Genomic DNA, 12,097 nt, shown 5'->3' with positions numbered 1-12,097 from the left:
TTATCTGAAAGGAAAAGCAAGAGAAAAGCGACAAAGTAAAAAAACAAACCCACTTTTATCAAATGATTTTGGAAAGATGGGTTTGTCAGCGGTCTGAACAACATTGTTGTTTTGGTCTGTTTTGCCTATTATTTCGCCGGCTTTCACCTTAGAAGAGGTGGAATTTGACAGCAATTTTCTGCAACAGGTTGAAGGGCAAAAAACGATTGATGTGGCGCGTTTCAGTTCGGGTAACAGCATTGCTGCCGGCGATTATCGCGATGTTGATCTTTATCTAAACCAACAGTGGCGAGGTAAATTTACCTTAACTGCAATCGATATCGACAATAAAAGTACGATTTGCCTTACGCCTGAATTGTTTGATTTAATGGATGTAAAAGATGAAGCCATCGCCGACAAACAAACAATCGAAGACAAATGTATCCCATTTGCTGCGGCTATTCCTTCCGCTACTGTTAATTTTGATGTGGCGCATTTACGTCTGAATGTAGAACTACCGCAAGCCTACTTAGTGCAGCGTCCTCACGGTTATATTTCTCCGGCACAATGGCAAAATGGCGTGCCGGTCGCATTCGTTCGCTATGATGCCAATTACTACCAATTTCAAAGTGCAGAAAATACGGTTTCACAATCCTATTTGGGTTTATTTGCCGGTATTAATTTAGGCAACTGGGCATTACGCCATCGTGGTTCCATCACGTGGGTGAATCAACAATCGCAAGGCTATAACAACATCGAAAATTATTTACAACACGATGTCGCCGCAATGCGCGCACAATTTATGCTGGGCGATTTCACCACCAGTGGCGATGTGACGGATAGTCTGCCTTTCCGTGGCGTAAGTTTAACTTCCGATGATGCAATGTTGCCAAGCTCCGTGCGTGGCTATGCGCCGGTTATTCAAGGCGTTGCGAACAGCAATGCTAAAGTGACCGTAAAACAAAACGGCAATATTATTTTTGAAACCACCGTTCCCGCCGGACCTTTTTCGATAGATCAACTTTATCCGACCGGTTACAGCGATGATCTTATCGTGGAGGTCACGGAAGCTAACGGACAAACACGCACTTTTACCGTGCCGCTCTCATCAATGTCGCGTTTGATTCGTCCCGGCTACAGCCGTTATGCAGTGGCTGCCGGTTATTATCGCCATAATAAAAAAACATTCGATCAACCCATTGTGCAACTGTCGTGGCAATATGGTTTGAATAATCATCTTACTTTATTAAGTGGGGCGACCTTATCGAAAGATTATCAGAGCGTTAAACTTGGTGCGACTATCGGCACGGTATTGGGTAATTTAACCACAGAAATCACGCAAAACAGAACAAATTTCAGACAATCGCAGCGGTCATATCAGGCTCAGCGTTTACGCCTGATTTATAACAAAAATTTTTCTGAAACAAATACTTATCTTTATTTATCCGCTTCACGCTATTTTTCGCCGCATTTTTATCAATTAAGCGATGTACTGTCGGCAAATGAAGAATATCCGCGTGATCAAGTCGATTTTCTACTCGCTAATCAACAAACGAAAGCACAATTTCAAATTTCGTTAAATCAGGTATTACCGCAAAATTGGGGATCACTTTATATCAGTGGTTCAAGCTACCATTATTGGAATGCGACAAAACCATCGAATCAATATCAAGCTGGTTATCATAATTTCTGGAAACGTTTGAATTATCAGATAAATTTTTCACAATCTCGCGATTATTATTCCGGCAGAAAAGATAATCAGTGGTCATTAAATTTCTCGATGCCATTGAGCAAAGATCAAAATACGGCACAACTCGCTGTTGCCACCACACATAACGCAGGCACTACCGGTGAGCAGTTATCGCTATCCGGTGCGTTAGGACAATACAATCAATATAGCTATAACCTTTCCACGCAACGACATAACGACATCAGCTCTTACGCCATTTATGGCGGTTACCGCTCCGGTTTCAGTAATCTCAACGCCTCTTATAGTCGAGATAACCAACAAAACCGCCAATATTCGATCAGCTCCAACGGTGCAGTGGTGGCTCACCCTTATGGCATCACTCTCAGCAATGAACTGGGGCATACTTTTGCCATTATTCACGCTGACGGCGCAAGCGGTGCAGAAATTGAGAATAATTGGGGCAGCAAACTCGATTATTTTGGTAACGGTATTGTGCCTTATTTAACGCCTTATCAATTTAATCAAATCAGTATCAATCCAAGCAATTTACCGATTGACGTTGATTTAGACGCGACCAGTAAACAAATTATTCCACGCGCCAACAGCGCAATGTTGATTAAATTCATCACCCAAAGCGGACGTATCGTCTTTTTTGATCTTGAATTGGAGAACGGCGGCGTTCCGCCAATGGCAGCGGAGGCATTTGATCAAAATAATCAGCCAATCGGCACCGTTGTACAAGGCGGCAGACTTTATAGCCGAAATATTGCCGATAAAGGTGCGATCACCGTTGTCTGGGGGACAGATCAACAAAATCGTTGCCAATTTAAATATCAAATCAGCGAACAGGATCAACCGGCACAATCTCATTTACCGATTATTAAAAATGCAATTTGTCGAATTAATGCTGATCAATAGGAGTTACAATGTTCAAACAGTGCCTATCTTTATGCTTAATAGTACTCTTTTTATCGATTAAATCTGCTGTTGCCGGCTCATTTAATCCAAAGGAGATGAATATTAATTTAGGTACACAACAAATTAATGTTTCTTCCGGCTATCAATATCCAATCTTATTACCGCAAGAATCTATCACAACCACAACATTTAAAAATGATCTTTTGAATTTTCTTAATATCAATTTCAAATTAACTATTAATTTAGAACCTACAGCTCTGTCATTTAATGATAATAATCAGATATATCTAATATTTACAAATCAACAATATAAAAATATTGGCTTTATCTTTGACATTGATATAAATAACAGTGGCAATTGGCAAGCAATTACAACAACATCATTTGAAAAAGAGATGAAAAGTCAATGGAGCGTGCCTATTCGTCTTAGGACAAGAGCGGTTATTTACAATCAACTGCCAATAGGCAATACCTTTATTCCTTATCAAGCCAATATTGCTACCCTTTCTGAATCAGGCTTTTTAAATGGTGGTTGGCTCACCGGCTCTTCAATGAATATTTCGATGAATGCTTTTTCCATTCTATCGCCACAATATACTTGCCGGATTTATTCGGCAGATAAAAATCAAAGTGTAATGTTGAATACTATTTCTTCAATTTCATTATTAAATAACAATGAAGTTTACGGCGGTCAATTTAATATTCGTTTGATGGATTGCCCGACACAAAGCAGTTCTATTAACAAATTTATTCCTAAGGATAAAATTGAGGTGAAGATGATTGATCAAAGTCGACCGGAGAATAATAGCGATATTTTAAATGTTATTACCAATAACCAAATCAACCCTACTTTAGGATTAAAAATCTATAAACAAAATAATTTACCTATTATCTTTGGTACTGATTCAAGCAATAATAAACAGTTGTTCAGTAATGATGCTGAAAGCACAATGCCAACAATGAATTTTCGTGTTTATTATGCAAGAAAACCTAACGCCGTTAATATTATGCCCGGCGCAATCACTGGGACGGTAATGCTCACTTTCTCTTATCAATAAACAAATAAAAAAGATAGAGTCATAAATCGGCTCTATCTTTTTGCCTGCTACACAATCTAAAATTATGCCAACGCCATCGCCAACAAAGTTATCGGATGTAAGCAAGTGCGGCTGGTTGACATATCAATCTGCCATTTACAAGTTTCGCAATCGGTAATGACATAATCAAAATTACCGGCTTCGATCTGCTCAAACAGTGGATTACCAATCGCCTGTGCGGTTTCATAATTTTCGGATTTAAAACCATAAGTTCCGGCAATACCACAACATTGAGAATTAAGCATTACCAATTCCAAACCCGGAATCTTTCTAATTAATTCAATAGTGTAAGGCACCCAACCCGCTTTTTCCATATGGCAGGCGGTATGATATGCCACTCGCAACGGCAACGGTTTCAATGGCAAGGTTTTTTCACCGCTTTCCAATAATTTGTAGATATAACGCGTTACCAAATTAATGTGATCCTTCACTTTGCTGTTATCTCGTCCAAGAATATGCTCATATTCATCTTTCAAAGTGAGAGTACAGCTTGATGACGTGCCAACTACATCTAATTTCTTCTCTTCAATCACTTTTTCAAGTTGTTGAATATTGAAATTCGCTTGACGCGTTGCCTGTTGCGGAAAGCCGTTGACCATTAATGGCAAACCACAACATTTCTCTTTTTCCAATAACACCACGCCAATATCCATCGCATTGAAGACTTTGATCAGCTCTTTACCCAGTTCAGGATTATTGTAATTGACATAACAACCGTGATAATACGCCACTTTATCTTTATATAAAGCTTGGCGTTGTGCCGCATTTTTCTTATACCAATTACGGAAACTACCGAATGAATATTTCGGCAAACTGCGGCGATGATCGACTTTTAACGTTTTATCCAACAAGAAACGGGTCGCTTTCAAACCGGTAATCGTATTCACCACCGGTGCAAACGGCGTGTTCAATGTGCCCATTAAATCGGTATTACTCAAAATGGCATCTCTCAATTTTTGAATTTTTGATTTGCCTTTTCCTTTACCGTAATGATCACGCGCACGCACGATAATATCGCCAATTTTTACCCCTGACGGACAGGCAATTTCACAACGTTTACAGTTAGTGCAATATTTTAATGCTTCATCATAAAGCAATGGATTTTTCAAACGTAAACGTTCACCATCCGGACCTGCCTGTTTAGGGCCGGGATAAAACGGATTATTCCGCGAAACCGGGCAGACGGCAGTACAAGCGGTGCATTTAATACAACTTTCAAAACTGGAATCTTGATAAGGTTGTTGATGAGTCTGTTCAGCTTGTGCAATTAATTGTTGTAAATTCATTGTTGACCTCCCGCCAAAATATAATCAGCAACATTAAAAGCAGTGACGATCGAAACACCTGAACCGCAACCATCATTTAAGCCGCTGAAACCACCGATAACCGCACCTACCGCAAATAAATTCGGCACAATTTGCCCCGATTTCTCTACTTGGCAATGCGCATTAATTTTCACGCCATAATATTGATACGGTTGCGGATCGGCGAACCGGTGTGCAGTCCATTGCAAGCGATCGCTATCTGCGATCAGATCCGATTCAAACACCGGTTCAATAATTTTTTCAAAGTGAGCAACCAAGCCGTTACTAAAGAAACTTCCGCTCGCTAAAATATAATGCTTTGCAGTCAGCGCAATTTCTTCGTTCAATGCGGTATAAATTTTACTGACACATCCATTTTCAAATTCGCCTCGCAATGCGGTATCGCCATTCATTAACACGCCGCCTAAACGTTGGAATTCACGGCGTAATTTATAATGTTGACGTAAGCCTAACAATGAAGGCGGTAAGGTCGGTAATTCAAACAACGGCAATCCGGTTGCCTGTTTAAGCTGTTCAAACAAACTGTCATCATCTATGCCGAAACACGCCGGCAAGAACACCGCTTCCGCATCACCGGCAGCATTTTTAATCTCCTGAACCAATTGTTGGAAATTTAATTTATGTTCCAATGCTTGCGAAATATTGACACTTCGGAATTCACGCGCATTAGTGCGTAAATGATCCAATTCCGGAATATGTAAAAAACCGTGCTGAATGTCGCAATCCGCAAATTGTGGCAATGACTTCAAATTTGCCGCCACCAAATGCGGTTGGAAATCGTGATAGCCTTCAATACCAAGAATCATCAATGAACGATAGGAGAATGCCTGATCATCCATTGCCAAAGTCGGTACGCTATTCGGCGATAACCACGCCGGTTGTAATGATCCCAATGGCGTAACACGATAATGATTCTTTGCCTGTTCACCCTGTAAATTGAGTTTTAATTGTTGTGCCAACCATTGAAAATCTTGCGCATAATGCAACACCTTTTCCGCACCGATTAAATTATAAGGATGTTGCGGTGCAGATTGCGCAAGGTCGGCTAATCCTTGCGCCAACACATTCACTTCTTGTTCAGCACAAAAACTTAATAAATCTAAAGAGCCGGAAGAAAAATCAATGGCACTTTGTCCGGTTGTTACGATGGCACAATGCTGTCCTTGTTGTTGTAATTTGATACCGCAAAGTAATCCAGCCAAACCACCGCCAATAATCAGAGTATCAAAATTCATTTGCGTCTGTCCCCTCGTCTGTTGATTGAGTATTCACCTGTTTTAATCCGAGCAAGCTGTAATAGATCCAACTACTGAATTCCGCCTCACGAATCGCATCGCCCCAAGCAATCGGCTCAATGCCACGCCAACGCTCTTCCAAGAAAGAAGAAAGTTGAGTGGTTGAACGCCGGGCGGAAATGATATTAAAACGACTCATTAAACCGGCTGCACGGCAAGCACAAAGTTCGCCTTGACACGTTCCCATACCGACACGAGTACGACGACGTAAATCGACTAAATTATTCACATCCAACTCTTCTACGGCATAACGCACTTCACCGGCAGTCACCATTTCACATTCGCACACTAAACTGCGATCCAAGCGTTGTTCCGCCAACAGGCGATCTGCTCTGGCACCGTGACGATAAATCGCAGAAACACGAATCGGGTTCGGAATGGAAATAATACGTTGATGGGTTTCTGTCGCGGTTTCTTGCGAGCCCGGTAGCGGTTGTTTTGCGGTTTTACATTCCGCTTGATGATTTAATTTCTTACAAATTAAATCGGTCGCCCATTCTGCCATTAAACGGTAAGTCATCAATTTACCGCCGGTAATGGTAATAAATCCTTTCAAGCCGTCCCGTGTTTCGTGATCCAACAACACAATACCACGGCTAACATTACGTCCTGACGGATCATCATCACTCGCCACCAACGGACGCACACCGGCATAAGCACGCAACACGCGAGTATGACGCAATGCCGGTGCCAATTTTTCGCCTTCGGTAAACAGAACATCCACTTCTTGTGGTGTCACAATCATATTATCAATTTGATCGTACGGGATACGGTCGGAAGTTGTACCGATAACGCAAATGGTATCGCCCGGCACCAAAATATCGGCATTCGCCGGTTTACGACAACGATTAATCACTAAATTATTAATACGATGCCCCATAATTAATAGCGAACCTTTCGCCGGGAACATTTTAATCTTCAAATCAGCATATTCAGCAATACCTTGCCCCCAAATACCACCGGCATTTACCACGATTTTGGCATACACTTTCACGCTCATTTTACGTTTATGATCAAAGGCTTCCACACCGATGACACGATCACCCTCACGAATTAATTTTGTCACTTCGTGATAGGTTAAAATGGTCGCGCCGTTCTCTTTCGCATCCAACATATTTGCCGCTGTCAAACGGAACGGATCGACAGTACCGTCCGGCACCACCACGGCACCGACTAAAGACGGATTCACTGACGGCTCCAACCGTTTTGCTAAATCCGGCTCGATCTGAACCGCCTCAATGCCCGCTTTTTGACAACTCTCAATAAATGTTTTTTGATAATTGAGATCATCTTCCGGTAAGGTGATAAACAACCCTTTGGTATCTTCCACACAATGACGCGCAATCTGCTTCAAGATCATATTTTCTTTAATACACTCTTCTGCAGATTCGTGATCATTGACGGCGTATCTCGCACCGCTATGCAATAAACCGTGGTTACGCCCGGTGGCACCGGTCGCAATATCACGACGTTCCAATAAAATACTGCGAAGTCCCCGTAACGAACAATCACGCGCAATGCCTGCGCCGGTTGCCCCACCTCCAATGATGATGACATCGGTTTCCCATTGCGGAGAGGTCGTATTTACTTGCTGATTTGTCATTTTTGAAGCCCCCAACACACAATAAATTATTCCAATACGAAAATTTAGCTTTATTTTAACTCAAAAAGAAAATAAAAAATCACAATTTGATTGAAAAAGAACAAATTTGTAAGCGAGATCACATTTTTGAGCCCATTTTGATGAAATTAATTTCAAAAACAGCGCAGCGATTTTGTAAAAAATGAGAAAGAGATAAAAATTCGCCATTTTCTGATAGAAAAATAAACAGAAAAAACACAACTAACAGAAAAGTTGTTCACTCGCTCACAATTCCGGACTTGTATTCTGACGAAGGGATGACTATCTGCTATATTGGAATGAAATAATGATCATAAAGTAAAGGAGGGTACATTATGACAAACAACAAATCTCCGACCGTTTGGAGTAAATCAAGCCTAATCCTGGGCGTAGATATTCTGATCTCATTAATTTTGCTATTTAGTCTGCCGTTTGAACCGCAGGTCAATAAAGGCTTAACCTTGTTGGTCTTTGTCGGTATTTTATGGTTGACGGAGGCATTAAATGTAACGGTAACGGCGCTGTTAATTCCGATTTTAGCCATTGCAATGGGATTGACTGACACCAAAAAAGCGTTGGTAGCATTTGCGGATCCGACCATTTTTCTATTCTTTGGTGGTTTCGCCTTGGCAACGGCACTGCACATCCAAAAACTGGATCGTTTTATCGCCAATAAAATTATGTCACTTGCCGGTGGTAATTTATTGGTCGCGGTCATTTACCTGTTTGTGGTCACCGCATTTTTATCCATGTGGATGAGTAACACCGCCACCGCCGCAATGATGTTACCGTTGGCAATGGGGATTTTATCCAACCTTGATCAACAGAAACAGCACAATACTTATGTATTTGTCTTATTAGGGATTGCTTACAGTGCCAGTATCGGCGGAATGGGCACATTAGTCGGCAGCCCACCAAATGCGATTGTTGCCTCTCAATTACACCTCAACTTTTCACAATGGCTAGGATACGGCTTACCGATAATGATTTTATTAATGCCGGTAATGATTGCCGCCTTGTATTTGGTATTCCGACCAAAATTTGAAAAGTCATTCAAATTTGAATTTGAGCAGATTGAAATTGATCGCCCTCGCATCATCACTTTAGCCATTTTCGTCTTTATTGCATTATGCTGGATTTTCAGCAGCAGTGTAAATCCGATGTTGGCATCATTGCTCGGCTTATCCGGAAAAATCGCCAGCTTCGACAGTTTTGTGGCATTGTTAGCGGCGGTTCTCATCTGCATCACCGGTGTAGCGAATTGGAAGCAAATTCAAGATAACACCGAATGGGGCGTATTAATGCTTTTCGGCGGCGGTTTAACATTAAGTGCCGTATTGAAAGATTCCGGTGCAAGCAAAGTGATGGCGGACGGTATCGTCTTTTTAATTCAAGGCGGCCATTTCTACATCATCGGTTTAGTTGTCGCCGCTTTCATTATTTTCTTAACGGAATTTACTTCCAACACTGCCAGTGCCGCATTGTTAGTACCGATTTTTATCTCCATTGCTGAAGCGTTGGGAATGCCGGCAATCGGTCTTGCATTAATTATCGGCTTAGGTGCATCCTGTGCCTTTATGCTACCGGTAGCCACTCCACCGAATGCCATTGTTTTCGGTTCAGGACAAATTAAACAACAAGAGATGGTGAAAGCAGGAATTATCCTCAATATTTTCTGTGTATTCCTTATCGCCACTTTTGCTTATGTTTTCTGGCTTTAAATCGGTTTAAATAAAATTAAACTATTAAAAAATAAAGGATTAAATCTGCTCATATGTCGATTTAATCCTTTTTTAATTTAGTGATGATTACCTATTACAAATATTCACTTTGCCTTTTTCGTTCGCTTTCTATAACATACATTCCACCGTTTTTTGTTATTTTCATCAAATAAGAAGGATATTGTGAACAACCACAATACTAATGATTTTTCACCGTTTTTAGTATTTGAACGCGAACAATGGGCTGCATTAAGAAATTCTTTTCCTTTATCTTTAACGGAACAGGATTTAAAGCCACTCCTTAGTTTTAATGAGGAACTTTCATTAAATGAGGTTCGTTCTATCTATCTGCCGTTAGTGCGTTTATTAAATTATTATATTGATGAAAATTTACAACGCCACGCCGTTATCGAACGATTTCTTGGCATTAAAAAGCCGAAAGTGCCTTATATTATCAGCATTGCCGGCAGCGTTGCGGTCGGGAAAAGCACCACCGCCCGTATTCTGCAAGCACTTTTAACCGAGCCGGGAAGAAAAGTGGATTTAATTACCACCGATGGTTTCTTATTTCCTTTGGAAAAACTGAAACAGTTGGATCTATTAAGCAAAAAAGGATTTCCGGTCTCTTATGACACACAGGCATTAATCCAGTTCGTGTCGGATATTAAATCCGGCAAAGAAAGTGTAAAAGCGCCGGTTTATTCTCACCTGATTTATGACATTATTCCCAATCAATATACGGAAATTAATCAACCGGATATTCTAATTATTGAGGGTTTAAATGTGCTGCAACGTAGCCACAAAGCACATAATTTATTCGTTTCCGATTTTGTCGATTTCTCTATTTTCGTTGATGCGGAAGAGGCTTTGTTAAAAAACTGGTATATCAAACGTTTTCTTAAATTCCGCAAAGGCGCATTTGCTAACCCAAGCTCCTATTTCCACAGCTATGCCAAACTTTCTGAACCTGAAGCAATAGAAATTGCCTCAACTATTTGGGACAGCATTAATGGCGTTAATCTGCACGAAAATATTCTGCCAACACGTGAGCGGGCAAGCCTGATTTTAATCAAAGGCGAAGATCACGCGATTAACACCATTAAATTGAGGAAATAGTTATCTTAACACTGCAATTTGCCAATGTTCATCATTGGCAATCACAGCTAACAGCAAATCAATATTAGGGTGTTTTCCTGGATTTTCGAGTGCATCCTGATAATGTTCCGCAAACCAGATTATCCCTTGTTGTGCGCTGTTTTTATCTAATTTCCCCTGATACTGCTGCGCTAATGCGTGATATACCCGTAAAGATCCTAATTTTCCAGAAATTGCAGGAATAGAATGCACAATGTCTCCTTGTGAATTTATAATATTAATTTGTTGAATGCCTTCGATAGATGGCAAAGTTTGCAAAATCTGTTGAAAATTCATAAGCATTGCTCCTAATAATAAGTGTTACAAAAGGAATTTCTATGTCGATTATTTTATCCGCTGAAAACGTTGTTTTTCAAAACAGGATTCATTACCCCAATATTTATATTGAGCAAGGTAAAGCAACTTTTTTTCAAGGGCCGAGTGGGTGCGGTAAAAGCACACTGCTGCACCTTTTTAACGCAACACTGCCACTGACACAAGGGAAAATTTTATATCAAAACAAAGATATACAACAATTTGATAAAATTAAACTACGCCACGAAATTTTACTCGCCTCACAGCAATTATATCTGTTTGATGGCACTATTCTGGAAAATTTCCAACAATATCATCGCTATAGAGAACATACCTTACCGGATAAACAACAATTACAATCCTATTTGGATCTTTGTTGCGTTCCGTTCTCCTTGGATCACCCTGTCAATCAACTTTCCGGCGGCGAAAAACAGCGAGTATTTATTGCGATTGCGCTTAGTTTTTCACCTAATATTTTAATGTTGGATGAACCAACTTCCGCTCTGGATGCAAAGGTTGCTGCGCAAATTATGGATAATCTTAAATCATTTTGTTTGCCGAAAATGACGTTAATTATGATCAGCCACGATCAGAATTTAACCGAAAAATATGCTGATCAAATTATTTATTTTCACTAGGAATTGACTATGAACAATATTGCCGAAATTCAGCTTTTTAATTTTTGTCTGGTTTATCTTCTACTATTTGATCTGACCCCGAAAAGTTAGACTGCTATTTTAAGGACTGAATTCTGTATTGAACAGGACTCAGTCCATTTAGTCTTAATTGTATTCTTTCCTCATTGTAATAACGAACATATTCTTTGATAACGGATTCAAGTTCTTCAATACTTTCGAAAGTTTTGCCATAAAAACATTCTACTTTCATCCGACCAAAGAAACTCTCCATCGCGGCATTATCTAAACAATTGCCTTTCCTCGACATACTCTGCACAATATTGTGCTGAGCGAGTAACTGTTGATAACTTGACATTTGGTATTG

At 40.3% G+C, this 12,097-nt stretch carries 10 protein-coding genes; 5 read left to right on the top strand and 5 right to left on the bottom strand.

Annotated elements, in window-relative coordinates:
- Nucleotides 1-121: 121 nt before the first annotated feature.
- Both A3EO_RS12930 and A3EO_RS0110410 read left to right on the top strand, forming a co-directional pair.
- Complete coding sequence (locus tag A3EO_RS12930) at nt 122-2,587, top strand: fimbria/pilus outer membrane usher protein (RefSeq protein WP_211206179.1); 2,466 nt, start codon at nt 122-124, stop codon at nt 2,585-2,587.
- A gap of 8 nt (nt 2,588-2,595) precedes the next feature.
- Entirely contained in the window at nt 2,596-3,645 is a 1,050-nt protein-coding gene (locus A3EO_RS0110410) for a fimbrial protein (protein WP_018347098.1), read from the top strand.
- A gap of 62 nt (nt 3,646-3,707) precedes the next feature.
- On the opposite strand, the gene glpC is transcribed toward A3EO_RS0110410, so the two are convergent.
- From glpC to glpA, 3 genes are read right to left on the bottom strand one after another with little or no spacing between them, the layout of a single operon-like run.
- Nucleotides 3,708-4,970, bottom strand: a complete 1,263-nt coding sequence (glpC, locus tag A3EO_RS0110405; protein ID WP_018347097.1) for an anaerobic glycerol-3-phosphate dehydrogenase subunit GlpC — start codon at nt 4,968-4,970, stop codon at nt 3,708-3,710.
- Complete coding sequence (glpB, locus tag A3EO_RS0110400; RefSeq protein WP_018347096.1) at nt 4,967-6,244, bottom strand: glycerol-3-phosphate dehydrogenase subunit GlpB; 1,278 nt, start codon at nt 6,242-6,244, stop codon at nt 4,967-4,969. Before glpB ends, glpC begins: the two co-directional genes overlap by 4 nt.
- A complete protein-coding gene (glpA, locus tag A3EO_RS0110395; RefSeq protein WP_026211113.1) occupies nt 6,234-7,907 on the bottom strand; it encodes an anaerobic glycerol-3-phosphate dehydrogenase subunit A in 1,674 nt (557 codons plus the stop codon). The genes glpB and glpA overlap by 11 nt, the downstream gene beginning before the upstream one ends.
- A gap of 353 nt (nt 7,908-8,260) precedes the next feature.
- Here glpA and A3EO_RS0110390 point away from each other — a divergent pair, with 353 nt between their 5' ends.
- Nucleotides 8,261-9,646 carry a DASS family sodium-coupled anion symporter gene (locus A3EO_RS0110390; RefSeq protein ID WP_013746179.1) on the top strand — a complete coding sequence of 462 codons (1,386 nt, stop codon included), beginning with the start codon at nt 8,261-8,263 and terminating at the stop codon, nt 9,644-9,646.
- Nucleotides 9,647-9,829: 183 nt separating this feature from the next.
- Entirely contained in the window at nt 9,830-10,762 is a 933-nt protein-coding gene (gene coaA / locus A3EO_RS0110385) for a type I pantothenate kinase (RefSeq protein ID WP_018347095.1), read from the top strand.
- Here coaA and A3EO_RS0110380 read toward each other — a convergent pair whose 3' ends face one another.
- Nucleotides 10,763-11,077 carry a DUF2322 family protein gene (locus tag A3EO_RS0110380; protein WP_013746177.1) on the bottom strand — a complete coding sequence of 105 codons (315 nt, stop codon included), beginning with the start codon at nt 11,075-11,077 and terminating at the stop codon, nt 10,763-10,765. It lies immediately after the preceding gene.
- A gap of 41 nt (nt 11,078-11,118) precedes the next feature.
- Between A3EO_RS0110380 and A3EO_RS0110375 the strand changes: the two genes are divergently transcribed.
- Complete coding sequence (locus tag A3EO_RS0110375; RefSeq protein WP_018347094.1) at nt 11,119-11,733, top strand: ABC transporter ATP-binding protein; 615 nt, start codon at nt 11,119-11,121, stop codon at nt 11,731-11,733.
- Between the two features lie 94 nt (nt 11,734-11,827).
- Here A3EO_RS0110375 and A3EO_RS0110370 read toward each other — a convergent pair.
- The coding region (locus tag A3EO_RS0110370; protein WP_018347093.1) for an IS3 family transposase at nt 11,828-12,097 on the bottom strand (270 nt) is incomplete at its 5' end.

This window comes from Gallibacterium anatis DSM 16844 = F 149 (genome assembly GCF_000379785.1).
Classification (GTDB): Bacteria; Pseudomonadota; Gammaproteobacteria; order Enterobacterales; family Pasteurellaceae; genus Gallibacterium; species Gallibacterium anatis.
This window is presented reverse-complemented; position numbering and strand designations above follow the sequence as displayed.

Bases quoted from the DNA above. Each gene is read 5' to 3' on its own strand.
- A3EO_RS0110410 (WP_018347098.1), top strand. From the start codon at position 2,596: ATGTTCAAACAGTGCCTATCTTTATGCTTAATAGTACTCTTTTTATCG.
- glpC (WP_018347097.1), bottom strand. From the start codon at position 4,970: ATGAATTTACAACAATTAATTGCACAAGCTGAACAGACTCATCAACAA.
- glpB (WP_018347096.1), bottom strand. From the start codon at position 6,244: ATGAATTTTGATACTCTGATTATTGGCGGTGGTTTGGCTGGATTACTT.
- glpA (WP_026211113.1), bottom strand. From the start codon at position 7,907: ATGACAAATCAGCAAGTAAATACGACCTCTCCGCAATGGGAAACCGAT.
- A3EO_RS0110390 (WP_013746179.1), top strand. From the start codon at position 8,261: ATGACAAACAACAAATCTCCGACCGTTTGGAGTAAATCAAGCCTAATC.
- A3EO_RS0110380 (WP_013746177.1), bottom strand. From the start codon at position 11,077: ATGAATTTTCAACAGATTTTGCAAACTTTGCCATCTATCGAAGGCATT.
- A3EO_RS0110375 (WP_018347094.1), top strand. From the start codon at position 11,119: ATGTCGATTATTTTATCCGCTGAAAACGTTGTTTTTCAAAACAGGATT.